The 20,398-nt window shown below is 66.8% G+C and carries 13 protein-coding genes; 10 read left to right on the forward strand and 3 right to left on the reverse strand.

The features are described from left to right. Together SX243_17140 and SX243_17145 are read right to left on the reverse strand one after the other, a co-directional pair. Positions 1-1,171: hypothetical protein (locus SX243_17140; GenBank protein MDY7094699.1), on the reverse strand; the 1,171-nt coding region annotated here is incomplete at its 3' end. 208 nt (positions 1,172-1,379) lie between these two features. Next, a complete protein-coding gene (locus tag SX243_17145; GenBank protein MDY7094700.1) occupies positions 1,380-2,618 on the reverse strand; it encodes a hypothetical protein in 1,239 nt (412 codons plus the stop codon). Positions 2,619-2,857: 239 nt separating this feature from the next. Here SX243_17145 and SX243_17150 point away from each other — a divergent pair, with 239 nt between their 5' ends. From SX243_17150 to SX243_17175, 6 genes are all read left to right on the forward strand, one after another. Beyond that, a complete protein-coding gene (locus SX243_17150; GenBank protein MDY7094701.1) occupies positions 2,858-3,877 on the forward strand; it encodes a ligase-associated DNA damage response exonuclease in 1,020 nt (339 codons plus the stop codon). Continuing rightward, entirely contained in the window at positions 3,874-5,499 is a 1,626-nt protein-coding gene (locus SX243_17155) for an ATP-dependent DNA ligase (protein ID MDY7094702.1), read from the forward strand. The genes SX243_17150 and SX243_17155 overlap by 4 nt, the downstream gene beginning before the upstream one ends. Before the next feature lie 150 nt (positions 5,500-5,649). Further along, positions 5,650-6,288, forward strand: coding sequence for a hypothetical protein (locus SX243_17160; protein ID MDY7094703.1), 639 nt, complete (start codon positions 5,650-5,652; stop codon positions 6,286-6,288). A 140-nt stretch (positions 6,289-6,428) separates the two neighbouring features. Beyond that, positions 6,429-7,736: a hypothetical protein gene (locus tag SX243_17165; GenBank protein ID MDY7094704.1), complete on the forward strand. Its 1,308-nt coding sequence runs from the start codon at positions 6,429-6,431 to the stop codon at positions 7,734-7,736. A gap of 193 nt (positions 7,737-7,929) precedes the next feature. After that, positions 7,930-9,774, forward strand: a complete 1,845-nt coding sequence (locus tag SX243_17170) for an SDR family oxidoreductase (GenBank protein MDY7094705.1) — start codon at positions 7,930-7,932, stop codon at positions 9,772-9,774. A 104-nt stretch (positions 9,775-9,878) separates the two neighbouring features. After that, positions 9,879-12,179: a S8 family serine peptidase gene (locus SX243_17175; GenBank protein ID MDY7094706.1), complete on the forward strand. Its 2,301-nt coding sequence runs from the start codon at positions 9,879-9,881 to the stop codon at positions 12,177-12,179. Between the two features lie 124 nt (positions 12,180-12,303). Here the strand turns inward: SX243_17175 and SX243_17180 are convergent, their stop codons facing one another. Next, the gene (locus SX243_17180; GenBank protein ID MDY7094707.1) at positions 12,304-12,786 is read right to left on the reverse strand and encodes a Spy/CpxP family protein refolding chaperone; all 483 of its coding nucleotides are present in this window, start codon (positions 12,784-12,786) and stop codon (positions 12,304-12,306) included. 239 nt (positions 12,787-13,025) lie between these two features. Between SX243_17180 and SX243_17185 the strand changes: the two genes are divergently transcribed. The 4 genes from SX243_17185 (at position 13,026) to SX243_17200 (ending at position 20,331) form a co-directional block, all read left to right on the forward strand. Then, positions 13,026-14,963 carry a HAMP domain-containing sensor histidine kinase gene (locus SX243_17185; GenBank protein MDY7094708.1) on the forward strand — a complete coding sequence of 646 codons (1,938 nt, stop codon included), beginning with the start codon at positions 13,026-13,028 and terminating at the stop codon, positions 14,961-14,963. Next, the gene (locus SX243_17190) at positions 14,960-15,673 is read left to right on the forward strand and encodes a response regulator transcription factor (GenBank protein MDY7094709.1); all 714 of its coding nucleotides are present in this window, start codon (positions 14,960-14,962) and stop codon (positions 15,671-15,673) included. The genes SX243_17185 and SX243_17190 overlap by 4 nt, the downstream gene beginning before the upstream one ends. A gap of 24 nt (positions 15,674-15,697) precedes the next feature. Further along, positions 15,698-18,814: an efflux RND transporter permease subunit gene (locus SX243_17195; protein ID MDY7094710.1), complete on the forward strand. Its 3,117-nt coding sequence runs from the start codon at positions 15,698-15,700 to the stop codon at positions 18,812-18,814. A 71-nt stretch (positions 18,815-18,885) separates the two neighbouring features. Further along, entirely contained in the window at positions 18,886-20,331 is a 1,446-nt protein-coding gene (locus tag SX243_17200) for an efflux RND transporter periplasmic adaptor subunit (protein MDY7094711.1), read from the forward strand. The last annotated feature ends 67 nt before the right edge of the window (positions 20,332-20,398 follow it).

Here is a 20,398-nt window from a genome sequence, read left to right on the forward strand (position 1 = left end):
GAACAATTTCCGTCGCCACGCTGATCTCCGATTCGACATCGTGGTACTCCACTTTGAAGACCAAATTGGGAGTGGCTTCGAAGACCACCGAGAATCCGATGTCTTGCCGATCTCGGGACTTCTCCGGTGGGTCGAGGAATAGAGGCCCCGATTGTTGCGTCTCGGAGGCCTCAGGCTGTACGTAGACGCTCAATCGCTGGCTGATGCGGGCTCCCACCTGGAGGTAGTAGTTGTGACCGTTGGCGCTCAGCAGGTGGCTGCCGTCGAGCAGGAAATCGGTCTTCACCCGCCGGTACTCGCCACGCAGAGTCCAGCGGCCGGTGAGGTATTCGGCGGAAGCGTGCCACGCTTTCCATTCGCTTTCGTCCGAGCTGATGAGAGGGTTGACCGCGTTGATGTCCCACTGCGAGCCGCCCACACCCAGGCGCAGGCCTTCGATGGGAGAGGAGATCCACAGCTGGGCGCCTACGGCATTGTCTGCTTCTTCTTCGAGGACCGTATTGAGGAAGCCCAGGCCCTGCTGCAGAACATCGAACTCGCCATAGTAGACCGTCGCTTCAGCGCCCCAGGGCTGGTCGACGAAGAGCTCCTGAGTGAGGGCGACGCCGTCGACGGTCTCGCTGAGCAGGGCGCCCTCGCGATAAAAGACATAAGCCGGGCGGAAGAAGGGCAGGATCACCCCGACGTCGCGGATCTCGTTGAACAGACCCGCGGGCACCGGGTGGCGCCCGAGGCGAAGCCAGGTGTGGTCGGTGAGCTCGGCCTGGTAGAAGAACCAGTCGAGCTCCAGCTTCCCCTGGAAGTCGTCGGCAGGGCTCGTTCCCAGCTCCGCGGCGGCCAATTGCAGGGTGAAGCTGTGGCGCGGGCTCGGGTCAAAGCGTAGGTTCACCGCGGCGTTGCCGTAAGGGAAGGTGCCGTCGCCCTCGATGCCCAACATCACCTCGTCACCGGTGAGCAGCTCCGGTCCCACCGTGAGCTCGGCGTCGGCGTAGGCCAGGGTCAGGTAGCCGTGGAGGGAGAAGTGGTCGTTCCAATAGGAGGTAGTGGCGGAGAGAGCGGTGTCCTCGGAACTACCGGACGCAGCGGCTTCCGATTCTTGAGCGAGGGTGGTGCCACCGAGGGCCAGGGCGGCCAGGGCGAGTGCGCAGTGCCATGGTTTGGGCAGGGTCACGAGTGCGCTCCTTCGTAGTTTGTGGATCATTGGAAAAAGAAAGAAAGCTCCTAAGCGTGAGCAGACCGCGTTTTCGGGAGGGGAGATGAAATCATAGCTGCCACGACGGCAAATTACAATATATTTGCGTTGTTTTTTACACTTCGACATCTCGCAAGCCCATCGGGGCAGCTGCAAGGGGGCGCCCAGGCCCCCTTCTTCTTTCCCGCTAGAAGCTGAACGAGACGCTGACGATGGAATAGTCGCTGTCGAAGGTCTCGAAGATGGTCCGCTGCTGGATGCCGAAGGGTCCGCCGGGCTGGAATTGGGCATCGATGGCTAGCTCTGAGTCCACCTCATGATGCTCGGCGCGGAAGACCAGATTCGGAGACAACTCGAAGACCACCGAGAAACCCAAATCTTCGCGATCCCGGTACTTCTCCGAGCCTCCGACGTAGAAGGGGCCGACTTGCTCCCCTTCGGAACGCTCGGGCTGTAGGTAGAAGCTCCACCTCGGCGTCGCTCTCCAACCCAGCTGCATGTAGTAGTTGTGGCTGTAGAAGCCGATGAGCAGGGCTCCGTCGGCGAGATAATCGACCTTGGCTCGTCGGTACTCGCCGAGCAGAATCCAGCGATCCAGGTCGAGCTCGGCGGAAGCGTGCCACGTCTTCCACTCGCTCTCGCTCGCGTCCGTTACGGATCCTGGATCGACAAGATCCCAATTCATGGCGCCGACGCCCAGACGCAGCGCCGGCAGCGGCGTTTGAAGCCAGAGCTGGCCGCCTACGGCGTTCTCGGCTTCGACCTCGTTGACGTCGCTGAGGAAGCCGATGCCTTGCTGTAGCACATCGAACTCACCGTAGTAGGCGGTGGCCTCGAGATTCCAGGGGCTGTCCGGGAAGATCTGCTGACTCAGGGCAATGCCGTCGACGGTCTCGCTGAGCAGCGCGCCTTCCCGGTAGAAGACATAGGCAGGGCGGAAGAAGGGCAGGATCACGCCCACGTCCCGGACCTCGTTGAACAGGCCCGCGGGGACCGGGTGACGGCCCAGCCGCAGCTGCGTGGTGTCGGTCACATCCGCCTCGTAGAAGAGCCAGTCCAGCTCCACATCTCCCTGAAAATCCTCCGAAGGGCTCTCGCCCAGCTCGGCGGCAGCCACCTGTAGCACGAAGCTATGGCGAGGGTTGGGCTCGTAGCGGAGGTTCACAGCGGCGTTGCCATAGGGAAAGCTGCCGTCCTCTTCGATGCCCAGCATCACCTCGTCGGCGGTGAGAAAAGCCCCGCCGGGCACGCTGAGCTCCGCTTCCGCGTAACCGAGGGTCAGATAGCCATGGATGGAGAAATGATCCTGCCAATAATTCGAGTCTTCGACGGTGGAAGCTTCCTGTCCCTGGGCGGCGCTGCCGATTAGCAACAAAGCGCAGCAAACCGAGCAAAGGAAGGAAGAGGGGCCGTGGTCACGTGCCATGACGCGCTCCTTGGGTAGTTCGTGGACCTCAGAAAAAGAAAAAGCTCCCCTCGGCAGGCCCGTGGGGACACAGCTTCGGGGATGCGTCAGTATAGATACGCTCGCCCGCTAACACAATACTTTGTAGTTGTTTTGCGGGGATGCATATGCCGATACTTTGTGGCATGTGCTTGGGGGAGCCGGGAAGCGGGTGCTCGTCAGCTTTCGGGTTTGGCTCGCCGCGGAGGGAAGATAGAAAAGTGTTGAGGGTCACCGACAGCGGCGTGTATTGCGAAGCAGGAGGGTTCTTCATCGATCCCTGGCGGCCGGTGGATCGGGCGATCATCACCCATGCCCACGCGGACCATGCCCGCCGCGGCAGCGCTGCTTATCTGGGGAGTCAGGCCGGCGAGCGGCTGCTGCGCCGCCGCCTGGGTGACGAGGCGGTGATCGAGACCTTGGAGTACGGCGAGGCGGTGACCCTGGGGGAGGTGAGGGTGTCGCTGCATCCGGCGGGCCACGTGCTGGGGTCGGCTCAGGTGCGTCTGGAGCATCGGGGAGAGGTTTGGGTGGTTTCCGGCGATTACAAGGTGGCGCCGGATCCGACCTGCGCCGCCTTTGAAGCGATCCCCTGCGACGTTTTCGTCACCGAGTCGACCTTTGGTCTGCCGATCTTTCGCTGGCCGAGCCAGGAAGAAGTCTTCGAGCAGATTGGCCAGTGGTGGCGGGGCAATCGGGAAGTGGGCAAGACCAGCGTGCTCTTCGCCTATTCCTTGGGCAAGGCCCAGCGGCTGCTCGCCGGCATCGACGCCACCATCGGGCCGATCTACACCCACGGTGCGGTGGAGCTGCTGAACCAGGAATATCGGGAAAGCGGGGTGGAACTGCCCGCCACCGCCTACGTTGGCGACGGCAAGCCCGAGGGTGGCTGGGCGGGGAGTCTGGTGGTGGCGCCGCCGGGGGCCGGCGGAACGCCCTGGATGCGCCGCTTCGGTACCACCTCCACCGGCTTCGCCTCCGGCTGGACGCGCATCCGCGGCACCCGGCGCCGGCGATCCATGGATCGCGGCTTCGTCTTCTCGGACCACGCCGACTGGCCGGGTCTTCTCTCCGCCATCGAGGCCACCGGCGCTCAGCGGGTGTGGGTAACCCACGGGTATCGGCTGCCCCTGGTGCGCTGGCTGCAAGAGCAAGGTCTGGAGGCGGAGCCCGTGGCTACCTCCTACGAAATGGCGGAAGAGGAGGACGCGGCCGGCGCAGGGGAGGAGTCCGGCGGATGAAGGCCTTCGCTGAGCTCTACGCTGCCCTCGATGCCACCACCAAGACCAACGAGAAGGTGGCGGCCATGGCCGAGTACTTCTCCACGGCGCCGCCGGCGGATGCTGCCTGGGCGGTGCATTTTCTGAGCGGCAACCGGCCCAAGAGACTGGTGGGCAGCCGGCTGCTGCGGGAGTGGGCCGGTGAGGCGGCGGGCATTCCTCCCTGGCTCTTCGAGGAATGCTACGGCGCCGTCGGCGATCTGGCGGAGACCGTGGCGCTGCTAGTGCCGCCGGCCCGCGCGGAGAGCGAGGAGAGTCTGCTCTATTGGGTCGAGGAGCGCCTGCTGCCGCTGCGTCGTCTCGACGAAGAGGGCAAGCATCGAGCGCTGCTGGAGGCCTGGGGGGAGCTGGGGCAGCGGCAAATCTTCGTCTGGACCAAGCTCCTCACCGGCGCTTTCCGCGTGGGAGTTTCCAAACGCCTGGTGGTGCGCGCCCTGGAGCGGGTGGGGGAGGTGGACGCCGCCACCCTCTCCCACCGATTGATGGGTCATTGGCGCCCCACTTCGGAAGCCTTCGAAGCGCTCTTCTCCACCGACACCCGCGACGCCGACCAAAGCCGCCCCTACCCGTTCTTCCTGGCCCACCCCCTGGAGGCGGAGCCGGAGACCTTGGGTTCGGTGGAGGATTGGCTGGTGGAGTGGAAGTGGGACGGCATTCGCGCCCAGCTGATCCGCCGCGGCGGCGGCACCTTTCTCTGGTCCCGAGGGGAAGAACTGGTGACGGAGAGCTTCCCGGAGGTTTCCGAGGCGGCGGCGGGGCTGCCCGACGGCACGGTGCTGGACGGCGAGCTGATGCCTTGGCGCGGCCTGGCCGATGAAGAGGCGAGCGGCGGTCCCCTACCTTTTTCCCAGCTCCAGCGCCGTCTGGGGCGCAAGAAGCCCGGGGGCAAGATCCTCCGCGAGGTGCCGGTGGTGTTGCTGACCTACGATCTGCTGGAGTTGGGCGGTGAAGATTGGCGGCAGCATCCCCAGCGTGAGCGGCGCCGGCGGCTGGCGGAGTTGGTGGGCGAGCTCGATTCGCCCATCGCCCGGCGGTTGCGGTTGTCGCCGGTCCTGGAGGTCGAGAGCTGGGAGCAGCTGGCGGCGGCGCGGGAGCAGGCCCGGGAAGAGCTGGCGGAGGGGCTGATGCTCAAGCGTGGGGAGGCGCCCTATGGGGTCGGCCGCAAGCGCGGCGATTGGTGGAAGTGGAAAGTCGACCCCCACACCGTCGACGCGGTGATGATCTACGCTCAGCGAGGCCACGGCCGCCGCGCGTCGCTCTACACCGACTACACTTTCGCGGTCTGGGACGGCGGGGAGCTGGTGCCCTTCGCCAAAGCCTACTCCGGGCTCACCGACGAGGAGATTCGGCGGGTGGACCGATTTGTGCGCCGCAACACCGTAGAGCGCTTTGGCCCGGTGCGCTCGGTGCGCCCGGAGCTGATCTTCGAGCTCGCTTTCGAAGGCATCCAGCGCTCACGCCGCCACAAGTCGGGGGTGGCGGTGCGCTTTCCCCGCATGGCTCGCTGGCGTACCGACAAGAAGCCCGCGGACGCCGATTCTTTGGAACAAGTCATCGCCCTCCTGCCGCCGGAGGAGCCGTGACCCGATGTCAGCCGTCCGCCGGGCCAACTTCGAGGGCGGCGCTGCGTATAAGCTGGCGCTCTCTCATGGCGCGGCCCATGGAACGCTTCGACGCTCGGCCCGTTCTTTCCGGGCCGGCAATGCTCTGAACCTTTGCCAAGGGAACCACTGATGTCCACAAAACCTTCGTCCCAAGCCCCGAGCTCGCAGTCCCCGGCGCCGACTAGCTCATCGACGGATTCGTCGCCCCCAGATGCCCAATCTTCAGAGCTCCAGGCGCCGGATCTGCGCGTCGAGGAGGCCACCGAATTTGCTCTCTGGCTCTCCCTCCGGGGCTCCGTCGGCGACCCCTGGCGGGCGGTCATCGAAGGTCTGGCCCAGGAGCTCGATGGTCCCGTCTTCGCTCCTCACGTCACGCTGTGGGGAGGCTTTCGCCGCTCGTTGGCCCAGGCACAGAAAGAGGTCGAGGTGCTGACCCGGGACTTGGCGCCCATTCCCCTCCGCGGCTCTGGCGTGGGCCTCGCCGACGATTTCTACCGCGCTCTCTTCGTGCCCCTCGCCACCACTCCCGAGCTGTGGCGAGCCCGCCGGGCCGCCGGAGAGCTGCTGGCTCCGGGAGCGTCTGCCGACTATCTCCCGCACTTGAGTCTCTTCTACGGCAGCCAGCCGGCGGCACTCAAACTCGATGCCTTGGCCCGGCAAGAATCCTTGCCAGCCCTCGAAGCCGTCGCTGACGCGGTGTCGCTGGTCTCCCTCGACGGGCCGCCGGAGAGTTGGAAGACCTACGCCATGCTTCCCCTCCGGGGCTGACGGACCAGCTGCCGAGGTGCAAACTGCACCGAAGCCGGCACCGAACGGGCCACCGCGGCTTGGCTGCGGCCGTGCTAAAGTTCTGCCACTTTGTCACCGACTTCGAGGGCCCGGCGGGAGCCCGGCCGTGGAGCGAGCATATGGGGCTATTTGATCGGTTTTTCAAGAAGGATCCGGCGGAAGACCTGCGCCGGGCCAAGGAACAGCTGGCCGCTGGCCGGCCGGTGGATGCGCTGAACCTGGCCAACCGCCTGCGGGACGGTGGTCCGGCGGAGCTGCAGTCGGAGGCGGAGGAGTTGTGCCAGCAGGCCCACGACCAGATCCTTCAGGGAGCTCTCCGGCGAGCTGAGGAAGCCGAGGAGGCGGGGCTCTTCGAGGAGGCGGCGGATTGGGCCCGTACCGCCCTCGAGCACGCCGCCGATGACCAGCAGGCGGAAAAGTTGGAGGCGCTGGCGAAGTCTCTGGAGGCGCGCTCCGCCGAGGCGCCGGGAGATCGGGATCAGGACCTCATGGATCGCCCCGGCGGCGACGACGAGGACGAAGAGGATCTCTTCTGGTCGCAGGTGGCGATGCTCGAGGAAGAGGTGGCGGAGCGCTACGAAGGGCGCTCAAACCGCTTCCGTCGAGCGGTGGTGGCGCTGGCCGCCGGCCGCAAAGAGGAGGCCGAAGCGGCTTTCACCGAATTGTTGGAGCAAGACCGGGGCGATGCCGTTCTGCATTTCGAGCGCGGCCGCTGCCGCCTGCTGGGGGGCGAGCTGGAGGCGGCCCGGGAGGACCTGGAAGTGGCTTGGGAGGGTTTGGGGGACGCGCCTCTGGACTCCGCGGGCTCGCTGTCGGTGCCGGCGTTGTGGGGCGAAGCGATGCTCGGCCTGGAGCGCTACGACGAGATGCTCGAGCGCCTCGAGCCGCTGGCGGATGCAGAATCCGGGGACGAGCAGCTGATTCTCCTCTACGGTCAAGCTTTGATGGCCTCGGAACGAGCTCAGCCGGCGGCGGATTTGCTGGCGGCGAGCCTGGCGTCGGGCATTGCCGGCTCCCCGGAGATTCCCCGCCACCTGGCGCTGGCGCTGGACTCCTTGGGGCAACGTTCCCAGGCCGTCGCGGTGCTCGAGGCTAGCATCGCCCCCAGCTGTGCCACCGGCCAATGCGCCAAGCCCCCCAAGCACCTGCCCTCCTTCCGGCTGCTCGCCAAGCTGCTGCTGGACGAGGGCGGAGAGGCGGAGGTGGACCGCGCCGGCGACCTGCTGGAGCAGATGGATCGGGTTCTGGGAGGCCGTAGCGGAGCCATCGACCAGCGGCTCATGGCCCGCTACTACCAGCTCAGCGGCGACCCGGAAGCCGCGGCTGAGGCTCAGGAGCGGGCCCGAGAGCTGGAGGAGCAGGGGCTGGAGGAAGTCGCCGCCAGCGATCGGCCCAAGCTGCAGGTGACCCAGCGGCGGCCCATTTGACGGGGCCTCTGCTGAGCCATACGACGGGTCATGCAACGGGCCGGCGGAAGGAATTCGGGTCGGGGGTACACTAACGAGATGCGCAACCACCCACATCGAGCGATCGACGGCGGGCTGCCGGCGAGGGCTGGAGTGGTCACCCCGGTGAGTGGGCGGATCGCTTGGACGGCACCATCAACCACGAGGACTAGCCATGGCTGAGCCCCAAGACCTGCCACCGGAGTTTTCTCCCAACCGCTACATCGAAAAGGTCAGCCTGGTGACCGACGAGGTGTTGGAGGAGGAGATCAAGCCCCGCCAGCTGCTGGTTCACCATCACCGTGACTACCACGTGGTGGACGTCCAGGCCCGGACCTTCATGAGCCGGCTGGTGGACGCCACCGGCGACGAGGATCTGGCGCGGGAAAAAATGCGCAAGATCCGCGCCCGTGGTTTCAAGGCGGCGGAGGTCATCGCCCGGGCCACCGGCCTGAAGGATCCGGAGAAGGTCTCCCGGGCTCTCTTCGGCCTCAAGGAGCGGGAGTATTACTTCCGCTATAAGAAACACCCGGCCTCTCGGGAGGCCATCGACGCGCGCTACGCGGAGCTACGACAGCAGGGTGAGGAGCAGATGGCGCGGGCTCGGGACGAGTCCGGGCAGCCGCAGTTGCGGGTGCTGCTCACCGGTGGCACCGGCTTTGTGGGCAAGGAAATCCTGTGGCAGGCGGCCCACGATCCCGAGATCGTCGAGATGGTGGTGCTGATTCGCCCCAAGGAGATTCGCGACCGCAAGAGCGGCGAGCTGCTGGAGACCCTGTCACCGGCTCAGCGTGGCGAGAGCCTGTTGCAGCAGCTGTGGTTGGCGTCGCCGGAGGAGCGGAGCAAGTTCCGCTTCATCGCCGGCGATGTGGAGCAACCCCAGCTCGGGGTTTCCGACGAGGATTACGAGCAGCTTCAGCGCACCCTCACCCACGTCATCCACTGCGCCGCCAGCGTCGCCTTCGACGACCCCTACGAACGTTCCTTCCAGGCCAACGTCACCGGCACCCTCAACGCGCTGCGCTTTTCCCTTGGGCTGCAGCAGCACGAGGGCAGCCCCTTCGTGGCGCACCTGGGCATCGAGACCTCGTACATCCACGGGCGCCAAGTGCGCAAGGTAGCCCGGGAGGACGAGATCGTCTTTCCCCGTAACTTCTACAACAACTATTACGAGCTCACCAAAGCCATGGCCTCTTTGGAGACCGAGCGTTTCATGCTCGAGAAGGGGCTGCGGGTGGTGCAGCTATGCCCGGCCATCGTCATCGGGGAGTCCACCGGCGGCAACAACCGCGGTGACACCAAGGTGGTGAATGCGCCGGTGAACGTCTTTGGCCGCGCCCACGAGGCGCTGCAGGATCCGGAAGGCGACTGGTTCGAGCGCACCCGTGCCTCGATGCTGGCGCGCATGGCCTGCATCTTCCCGGGCAATCCCTCGGCGGAGCTCAATCTGATCCCGGTGGATTGGGTGGTGAAGGGCATTCTCGCCGCCGTCAAACGCCCGCTAGCCATCGGCGAGCGGGTGCATCTGGCCACCGACAACCGGGTCACCTCGGAGCAAATCCGAGACATCGTTCAGGAGGAGCTCGGCGTCGACATCAAGCTCGCCGAGCCCACCCTCCACCGTACCGTCACCCTGCCGGTCTTGAGCAAGATCCTCACCGGCCTCAAGCAGCCGCGCATCGCCAACGCGTTGGAGAAGCTCGGCTCCATCTTTGGCGGCTACAGCGAATGGGGACAGCCGATCCACGAGGTAGGCAACGACGTGCGGGTGCTGGGGCTGCCGGAAGAACGCCCCAACACCCAGTACGCCTTCCGCATGCTGTGTCGTCACAACCGCTATGTCCAAGACTTCGGTCGCATCCGCGACCTCGACGAGATCTCTCGGCGAGAGAAGGTCTGGGCCCAGCTCATGGAGGAGCTGAAGGAACGCAGCGGCGGTCCCGTAGGGGCTGTCTCCGCTGTCGATTTCAAAGCCTTCATCGAGGAGCGGTTGGATGCTGATCAATTCGTTCCACGTTGATGGCGCCGAGCTCGGTTGATCGTCGCCGGTCAGCCCTCGCCGAGCGCCCGAGACTCGCCTCAGCAAGATCTTTTTGGAGACCTTACTTTCTGGAGACTTTTCCTATGAAGCTCTACAAGCTCACCCCTCTCGTCTTGGCCTTCACGTTGGCCATCGCCTTGGCCCTGGTGCCGGTGACGGCTTGGGCCGCCACCGACGCTCACGTGGTCCGCGTTCCCGCCGGCACCGACCTCGGCGCCCTGGAGCTGGCGGCGGCCACCGAGCTCGACTACGGCAGCTTCCGCTGGCTCGAGCTCGGTTCTACCGAATACCAGCGCCTGGTGGACAGCGGCCTGCCGTTCACCGAGGTGGCGGATGCCCACACCGTGCAGGTTCTCGACTATCGGTTTGATCCTTTGGTCCAGGGCGAGCCGACAGTGCCGGTGGATCTGCTTGCCGGGGACGGTGGGCTGGCGCTGGTGCAATTCCGCGGTCCGGTGCGCCAACAATGGCTCGATACCCTGGTCGCTCAGGGCGCCAAGCCGCTCCAGTACTACCCCCACAACACCTACCTGCTGTGGGCGCCGGCGAGTGCCACCACCAGCCTTGCCCGCCTCGACTTCGTGCGCTGGCAGGGAGCCTTCCATCCGGCCTACAAGCTCTCCCCGACCCTCCAGGGCCACGGCGAGCGCCTCGACAAGCTGCAGGTGATCTTCGTCGACGACGGCGATGTGGACGCCACGGCGCTGGAGATTGCGCGCATCGCTGGCGCCGTCGAGCGTCTGTCGCCGGCGCAGCCGGACCGTGCCCTGTGGAGCGCGGTGCTGGAGGCGGATGCGGCGGTGCTGGAGGATCTGGCCCGCATTCCCACCGTCCTGTGGATGGGCTATAAGAGCCCGAGCATTCAGCTGGAGGACGAGATGTCGTCGCAGATCGTCGCCGGCAACCATCCCGCCGGCGTGCCGGCCCTGGGCTACAACGCCCACCTCGCCTCCTTGGGAGTCGACGGCACCGGCGTCACCTGGGTCATCGCCGACACCGGCGTCGACTACGACCATCCGGACTTGGGCTCGCGCATCGTCGGTGGCTTCAGCGTCACCGGCACCGCCTGCAATCCGCCGGGCCAGCCCGGCAGTGATTGCTCCAGCCCCGGCGGCCACGGTACCCACGTGGCGGGCATCGTCGGCGGCGACGCCAGCGGTGGCTTCACCGACGGTGACGGTTTCCTCTACGGCCTGGGAGTGGCTCCCAACTACAGCATCTTCGCCCTCAACATCTTCGGTTCCGGCGGTGATCTGCCGGACTTCAGCCAGCAGGGCGTGCTGGCCGGCGCCACCGGCTCCAACAACTCCTGGACCACCGGCGAGGGCACGGCCCACGGTTACCAGGCTTCGGAGCGCACCTACGACCTGATGGTGCGGGACGGCGACTTCGACACCATGGACGTCGCTGAGCCCCACACGGTGGTCTTCTCCGCCGGCAACTCCGGCCCCGGTGCCATGACCCTCACCGCCCCCAAGGAGGCGAAGAACGTCATCGTCACCGCCGGTACTCAGAACTACCGCACCACTTCCAACATCGACTCCATGTACGTCTTCAGCAGCCGCGGGCCGGCGGTGGACGGCCGCTACGTGCCCACCATCGCGGCGCCGGGGCAGACCATCGCCTCGACCCGCAACGACCTGGGGGGCTCCTGCGCCAGCGCCATCTCCGGTACCGATGGCCTCTACGCCTTCTGCACCGGCACCAGCATGGCGGCGCCCCAGACCTCCGGCGCCCTGGCTCTAGCCACCGAGTGGTGGCGCGGCTTCAACGGCGGTGCCGACCCCAGCCCGGCCATGTCCAAGGCCCTGCTGATCAACACCGCCGTAGACATCAGCTCCACCGGCCCGATCCCCAACTTCGACGAAGGCTGGGGTCGCATCCAGATCACCAACATCATCGATCCAGCGGTGAACGTGGTCTACTTCGACCAGGATGAGCTCTTGGACGCTACCGGCCAGTCCTGGACCGGCGACGTGGAGCCGGAGGACGACACCCTGCCCCTCAAGGTCTCCCTCACCTGGACCGACGCCCCCGGTGCTCTGGGCGCCAACCCGGCGCTGGTGAACAATCTGGATCTGACCGTCATGGACGGCCTGTCCACCTTCCTGGGCAATCAATTCACCCTCGGTTGGTCCTCCACCGGCGGTGTGGCGGACACCCTCAACAATCTGGAGAACGTCTTCATCCAGAACCCCTCCGGTGGTCTCGCCACGGTGACGGTGGACGCCACCGCCATCAACGGCGACGGCGTGCCCTACAACGGGGACGCCACGGACCAGGACTTCGCTCTGGTGTGCTGGAATTGCCGGCTGTCGGTGTTCCGGGCGGGCTTCGAGGGTGGCAACACCAGCGAGTGGACCTCGGTGGTCTCCGACGGCTAGAGCCGCAGAGCCTTCTTCCAAGAAGCACCAAGCGCCGGCGTGGCTTTCGGGCCACCGCCGGCGCTTGTTGTTGAGGGGAGCGGTTGTTGAGAGGAGCGGTCGTTGGGAGGAGCGGAAGCCAGGTTCAGAGGCCGAAGCCGGGGCCGCCGCCGCGGTGGCCGCGATGGCCGCGATGGCTCCGGTCACCGCGCTCGCCGCGGCTGGCTTTGATCTCGTCCAGGGTTTGCTGCTGCTCGGTGGTCAGCAGGCCACGGAAGGCCTCGTCCAGGGCTTCCCGGGAAGCCTTGATCTGTTCGAGGAGCCGATGGTTGTTGATCATCAGCTGACCCACGGCGGTGGCGTCGGCGGAGCCACTCTCCAGCGCCTCCCGGATCTGGTCCCGCTGCTCGTGGATCTGAGTCATCAGCGGCTCCATCTGGGCGCGATGCTCGTCGCGCAGGGTTTCCCAGGCTGCCTTCTGATCGGCGGTCAGGTCGAGCCGTTCTGCGAGGCGGTCGCCGAAGTGTCCGCCGCGGTGGCTGCCTCGCTGTCCCGGCTCCGCCGCCACGGTGAGGCCGGCGGTGAGCAGGAGGGCGAAAACGGCGAGAAGTGAGAATCTCTTGCGCATGGTTGGGATCTCCTGACGGTCTTTGCGGCGGGGCTGGGGAGGCGCCTGCCGCGATCGTTGATATGGAGTCTATCGCCGGAGCTGTTCCGGGTCGGTGACCCCTCGTCTGAAAAACATCCTAGGGTGGTGGACGGGTGGAGTCTTCAAGAGCGCGCAAGGCTTTTGTAAGCGATGTAAATTCCCCTGCGATAGAGGGTTAGAAGGCGCGAGGGACTGTTCTGGGTTGCTAGGATGCAATCATGTCGACGCTCCGGAAGCGCCCAGACGCTTCGCTCCTCATCGCCCTCTTCCTGATGCTGCTGCTGGTGGCGGTGGCGACCCTGCAATATCGCTGGGCCACCCGCATCAGCGAAGCCGAGGAGCAGCGGCTGGCGGCCAGCTTGAGCACCGGTGCCCAGCGTCTGGCGGACGACTTCGACCGCGAGCTCACCCGCGCCTTCGTCACCTTCCTGCCGGTGGTGCACCACCCGCGGGGGGATCTGGAGGGGCATCTCGCTCGCCGCCTTCAGTGGTGGCAGGACGCCAGCCCTTATCCCCAGCTCATCGAGGAGGTCCTGATCTGGCAGCCCGCATCCGTGGACGCCCTCGGCGGTCCGCAGCTCGTCCGCCTGCGACCGGGGGACGCCTCGGCGGAGCCCATTCCCTGGCCGCGGGAGCTCGAGCCCCTGCGCCAATGGCTGACCTCTCGAAGCCGCCGCCCACCGCCGGGTTCCGAGGGCCCGTTGCTCGGGCGGTTGCCCGGGCTGTTGCTACGCGGCGGACTGCTGGGGGCTCGTTCGTCGGAGGTACCGTGGGTGGTGCTGCGGCTGGATCAGGACTATCTGAGCGAGCAATTGTTGCCGGAGCTGGTGCAGCGGCATTTACTGCTGGGAGCCGATGGCGAGGTCAATGTCACCGTGCGCCGGGGAGACGGCGAGGCGGTCTTCCAATGGGGTGCGGGGGTTCCCGTCTCCTCGGCGGATTTGGAACGGGGTCTTTTCGATCTGCGGCCCTTCCCGGAGCTGGTGACCCCGGAGACGGCGAGCCGGGAAGAGGAGACCCAGGAAGGCGAGACTGACGAAGGCGGAGCTCAGGAAGACGCTAGCCAACAGGAGGATCTCCGCGCACAAGAGTCCGGCGCGAAGCGTAGCCGGAGAGCCTCCGACCGCGACGCGGTGCGCCGGGACCGCAGACACGACCACGGTTCGTTGGATCATGACCGCTCGCGGTGGAGCCGGCGATTTCAGTCGCTGGCGGCGCGTCTCGGGGGCGGGCCTCCGGCCTGGACTCTGCAGGTAGCGCATCCCGCCGGCTCCTTGGAGCGAGCGGTGGCGGTGACGCGCCGGCGTCATCTGGCGGTGAGTCTCGGGGTGCTCTTCTTGCTGGCGGGGAGCGTCTTGCTCATCGTGTTGGCGGCGCGGCGAGCGCAACGGCTGGCGCGCCAGCAGATGGAGCTCGTGGCCGGTGTCACCCACGAGCTCTACACGCCGCTGGCGGCCATTCGTTCCGCCGGCCAGAACCTCGCCGACGGCGTGGTGTCGGAGCCCCAGCAAGTGCGCCGCTACGGTTCGCTGGTGGAGACCGAGGGCCGCCGGCTGTCCACCATGGTCAGCCGCATGCTCGAGTTGGCGGGGTTGGGCTCCGGCCAGCGCTCCCTGGCCATGGAGCCGGTGTCGGTGCCGGAGCTGGTCCGCAAGGCCTTGGACGAGCGCCGCCAGCTGCTGGAGGCCAGCGGTATCGAGGCGGAGGTTCGGCTGGCGGAGGGTCTGCCGCCGGTCTTGGGAGATCCTGATGCTTTGCAACGGGCCCTGGGGAACCTGGTAGAGAACGCTGCCAAACATGGCCAGGGAGGCGCGCCGGGCCGGATGGGCGATGGTGGCGGCTGGCTGGGCATCCGAGGCGAGGAGCGCCGGGGCCGCCGGGGAACGCAGGTGGCGCTGACGGTGGAAGACCGCGGCGCCGGATTGGCGGCGGAGGATCTCCCTCACCTCTTCGAGGCCTTCTACCGTGGCCGTGGGGTGTCCAGCCAGGTTCACGGCAGTGGCCTGGGGTTGGCCCTGGTGCAGCGCATCGCCGAGGCCCACGGCGGGCGGGTGGTCTCTGGAGCCGGTCATGGGGGCCGGGGCGCCGCTTTCACATTGTTGTTGCCGGCAGCGCCGTCACCGGTGGAGTCATCGCCCTCGGGGGGTAGCTCATGAGCGCCCTCAAAGCCTCGCCAGCGCCGCCGCGGCGCATCCTGCTGGTGGAGGACGAGCCCAGCCTGCGGCTGACCCTCACGGATCGGCTTCGGGCCGAGGGCTATCAGGTCACCGCCGCCGAGGACGGTGAGAGCGCCCTCGACCTCGTCGCCGAGGAGGCGTTCGATCTGGTGGTGCTGGACGTCATGCTCCCCGGCATCGACGGCTTCGAGGTCTGCCGCCGGCTGCGCGCTGGCGGGCAGGAGCTGCCGGTGCTCATGCTCACCGCCCGCAGCCAGGTGGTGGATCGGGTGGTGGGGCTCAAGCTGGGCGCCGACGACTACCTTTCCAAACCGTTTGAAACCATCGAGCTGATGGCCCGTATCGAGGCCTTGCTGCGGCGCGCCCGGGCGCCGCTGGAGTCGCCCCGGGACAGCTATGCCTTCGGTGATGTGGTGGTGGACTTTCGCCGCGCCGAGGTGCAGCGGAATCAGCAAGTGGTAGACGTTTCGAGCATGGAGCTTCGCTTGCTGGCATACTTCGTCGAGCATCGGGGCGAGGTGCTGAGCCGCGACCAGCTGCTGGACGAGGTCTGGGGCTACGAGGCGCAGCCGGTGACCCGCACCGTCGACGTCCACGTGGCCTCGCTGCGGCAGAAGATCGAGCCCAACCCTTCCCACCCTCGATACATCGTCACCGTCCATCGCCGGGGATACCGTTTCGATGGCTGAAGCACCCGATGGCTGAGACACCCAATGGCTGAAACTAGAGTCAATCCCATCGTCCGCTACGCGGTGAGCCATCCGGTCACCCTGGGCATGGCCTTGCTCGGGGTGTTGGTCTTGGGGGCTCTCAGCCTGAGTCGGCTGCCGTTGGAGTTCTTGCCTACCTTCTCCTCGTCCAACATCTCGGTCAACGCCCCCTACCCGTCCTCGTCGCCGCAGGAGGTGGAACGCCTGGTGGTGCGCCCGCTGGAGGCGTCCCTCAGCACCATCAACGGTGTCGAAACCCTCTCCGCCAACGCCTCCCCCAACGGTGCCACCCTCAACCTGAGCTTCCTCGACGGCACCGACATGGACCTGGCGGCGGTGGAGGTGCGGGACCGCATCGATCGGGTGCGCAATCAGCTGCCGGACGACCTGGAGCGGCTGACCATCCGGCGCTTCCAGAGCACCGACATTCCGATCCTGCGGGCGGATCTCAGCGCTTCGTGGCCGCGGGACGAGCTCTACGACTTCGCCGAGCGGGTTCTCAGTCCGCGCCTCGAACGGCTGGAGGGGGTGGCTCAGGTCAATGTCGAGGGGCTGCTCCTGCCGGAGCTCCAGATCAACCTCGACCCCGCCCGCCTGGAGGCTCACGGCATCGACTCCCGGACTCTGGGGCAGGTGCTGCGCAACAACCATCTCAACCTCTCCGCCGGCCATCTGGACGAGGGCAACCGCAAACTCCTGGTGCGCACCCTCGGCGAGGTGCAGAGCCCGGAAGAGCTGCGACGCCTGCCGATCAACGGTCAGGGGCTGCGGCTCGAGGATGTGGCGGAGGTGCGCTACACCTTTCCCGAGCAGGAGGAATTCAACTTCCTCAACGGCGTCGAGTCCCTCACCGTCAGCGTCAACAAGGCGTCCACCGCCAATCTGCTGGCGGTGGTGGAGCGGGTCAAGGCGGAGCTCGCCGCGGTCCAGGAGCTGCCGGAGGCCGAGGGGTTGGAGCTGCGGATCTTCCGCGACACCTCCACCGACGTGCGCGAGGGCCTGAGCCAGCTACGCAACGCCGGGCTGGTGGGCGGCCTGCTGGCGATTCTGGCGGTGTATTTCTTCCTGCGCCGCTTCCGCACCACCCTCCTGGTGGCGGTGGCGATTCCGGTGTCGGTGGTGGCGACCTTCGTGCTCATGTATCTGATGCGCCAGGGAGGGCTATCGGACCTCACCCTCAATGTGGTCAGTCTGGCCGGGCTGATGCTCGCCCTGGGTATGTTGGTGGACAATTCGGTGGTGGTCATCGAGTCGGTCTTCCGCCACCGCAACGAGCTCGACCAGGACGCCCGCACCGCCGCCCTCCACGGCACCAGCGAAGTGGCTCTGCCCATCGTCGCCTCCACCGCCACCACCATCTGCGTTTTCCTGCCGCTGATCTTCCTCGCCTCCGGCGGCCGGTTCCGGTTGTACATGGAGAACATCGGCCTCACCGTGTGCATCGTCATGGTGGCCTCCTTGGTGGTGGCGCTGACGGTGGTGCCCATGGTCGCCTCCTTCGTCCTCGCCGGTCAGACCTCCCAGCCGGAGCGCATCCTCAAGGGCATGACCAACGGCTATCGGCGCCTGCTGGCCTTCACCCTGCGCCATCGGCTGGTCTTCGTCCTCGCCATGGTTTTCCTTCTGTGGGGCTCGCTACGCCTCTTCGCTTCCATCGAGCGTTCCTTCTCCGGCCGCTCCATGGATCGCCAGGTGGAGATCGAGGTGGACACGCCGCCCAACTACTCCCTGGCCCAGACCCGGGAGCTGTTCGAAGAGATCTACGGGATTCTCGACTCCCGCCGGCAGGAGCTCGACATCGCCGACATCTCGTATTCCTACAGCCGCACCGGTGGACGCAACCAGGGCGGCTGGCGCAGCTCGCGGGAATTCGACATCTACCTGGTGGACGAGGAGGAGGGCTCGCTGACGACGGTGGAGGTGCGGGAAAAGATCCGCCCTCTGCTGCCGGTGAAGGCGGGGGTGAATCTGCGCTTGGTGACCACTCGTGGCCGCGGCGCCAGCTCCGGTGTCGAGGTGCAGCTCATGGGGCCGGACCCCGGCACCCTCGAGCTCATGGCCCGCACGGTGGCGGATCGCCTGGCGGAAGAACCCATGTTGCGGGACGTCACCACCTCCCTCCAGGACGGCGACCAGGAAATCCGGGTCACCGTGGCGCGGGAGCGGGCGGACCGCTCCGGCCTGTCCACCCAGATGGTGGCGAGCACCATCAGCAGCGCTCTGTCGAGCCGCGCGGTGAGCCATTTCAAGACCGATCAGCGGGAAGTGGACATGGTGATGCAGCTGCGGCCGGAGGATCGCAGAACTCTCCAGCAGCTGGAGGCGCTGCCGGTGCTCTCGGGGAGCTCACCGCTGCCTCTGGGGGCCTTGGCCAGCTTTCAGCGGGTGGCGGGCCCGCGCAGCATCGAGCGGGAGAACCACCAGAGCCAGGTAACGGTCTCCGCCAACACCGCCTCCGGCAGCCCTTCCTTCGCCGCTCTGGGAACGGTGCAGCGCACCCTCGACAGCCTCAGCCTGCCGCCGGGCTACAGCTGGAGTTTTGGACGCTGGAACCGCTTCCAGCAGCAGGATCAGGACAGCGGGCTTTTCGCCCTCCTCTTCGCTCTGCCGCTGGTCTACATGCTGCTGGCGGCGCTCTTCGAGAGCTTCGCTCAGCCCTTCACCATCATGTTTTCGGTACCCTTTGCGCTCCTCGGCGTGGCGGTGGTGATGAAGTGGGCGGGGCAGCCCTGGGACACCATGTCGGTGATCGGTTTGATCGTGCTCCTGGGGGTGGTGGTGAACAATGCCATCGTGCTCATCGACCACATCAACTACTTGCGCCAGCATGGCTACAGCCGCGACGAGGCGATTCTCAAGGGCGGTCAGCACCGGCTGCGGCCGATCCTGATCACCGCCGTCACCACCGTCCTGGGCCTGCTGCCCATGGTGGCTCCGTTCCTCTTCCCTCAATGGTTCGGGCCGGTGGAGGGGCGCGCTGCCAGCTGGGCTCCCATCGGCCTGGTCATCGTCGGTGGCCTGACCACTTCCACCTTTCTCACCTTGATGATCATCCCCACCATCTACTCTTTGGTGGACGACGTCTCACGTTTTGCGGCGCGGGTGGCGCGGGCTCTATGAGCCGAGGTCTCCTGGCATCCTCGAAGACTTAGCATCCCTGAAGCATCCGGTACTCGTTGGGAGATACGCACGTGGCCTATTTGAACACTCGACGCACCCCTTCCTCTCGTCTCGCCCGCTGGGCCGTCGGGACCTTGGGCCTGCTCCTGCTCGCCGGTTTCGTCGCCGGTTGCGGGGGAAACGACGACTCCGCAGCGGAAGGCGCCCGACGCGATGGCGGCCGACAGGGCGGCGATCGCTCGGGCAATGGCGAGGCTCCCTGGGCCGCCGGCGCTCGCGGCGACCGGGCTCCGGCGGCGGCGGTGCCGGTGGAGGTGATGCCGGCGGGGCGGCGGGAGATCTCCTCCTTCTTCGAGACCAACAGCACCCTGGAGGCGGAGAACGAGGTCGACCTGGTGGCGCGCATCGCGGGTCCCATCACCCGCCTGGCGGTGGAGGAGGGAGATCTGGTGAGCCGCGGTCAGCTGCTGGCGCTCATCGACGACCGCGAGGCTCAGGCCCGGGCGGAGGTTTCCCGGGTGGCCCATCAGGAGGCTCAGCTGGCTTTCCAGCGGGCGGAGAAGCTCTTCGAAGGGGGGCTCATCAGCTCGGAGGAATACGAGCAGGCGCGCTCGCTGGTGGAGACCACCGCCGCCCAGCTGGAGGAGGATCAGCTGCAGGTGGGCTACACCCGGCTGGAGGCTCCCTTCGCCGGCCGCATCGTGGTGCGCTACGTGGACTTCGCCCAGCAGGTGAATGTCGGGAATCCCGTGTTCCGGCTCTCCGACTTCACCCCCCTCCTCGCTCCCATCCAGGTTCCGGAGCGCGAGCTTTCCCGCATCGCTCCCGGGCAGAGCGCCTACCTGCAGCTCGAAAGCTTCCCCGGTGAGCGTTTCGACGCTCAGGTGCAGCGCATTCGTCCGGTAGTGGATTCCGCCACCGGCACCGTGCGGGTGACCCTGGAGGTGGACGGCCAGGGAAAGCTGCGACCGGGCATGTTCGCCCGCGTCTTCCTGCGCACCGAGACCCGCGCCGACGCCCTGGTGGTACCCAAGGCGGCGCTCTCCCTGGAGAGCCTGGGAGACACGGTCTACGTGGTGGCAGACGGCGTCGCCCAGCGCCGGGACGTGGAGCTGGGATTCCGCGAAGGCGACGCGGTGGAGATCCTCTCCGGCGTCGAGGAGGGCGAGGCGGTGGTGGTGGTAGGCCAGCAAAGCCTCTCCGACGGTGCTCCGGTGCAGGTCCTAGGCGGTGGTGATGGGGCGGGCGGAGCTCCTACCACCGGCGAGCGCCGCCGTGCTGCCGGAGCACCGGAGGCTGAGGGCGCCGTAGGAAACGGCCCGGCGCCCAATGCCGCCCCGACGGGCGATTGGCAGCCCACCCCGGAGCAGCTGGAACGCATCAAGGCGCGCATGCGGGAGCGGGGGCTCTCCGAGGAGCAGATCGAAGAACGCCTACGGCAGGGGCCTCCAGGCGGAGGACGTCCGGGGAGCCTCGGCGGCAGCTCGGATTCCGGTGATGGAGGCGGTCAGCCGTGATGCCGTTTCCTTCTGCAGCGAGAACCGGTGGTCGAGATGGTGGGCTGGCGCCCACCCTACTCTTGCT

The organism is Acidobacteriota bacterium (assembly GCA_034211275.1).
Classification (GTDB): Bacteria; Acidobacteriota; Thermoanaerobaculia; order Multivoradales; family JAHZIX01; genus JAGQSE01.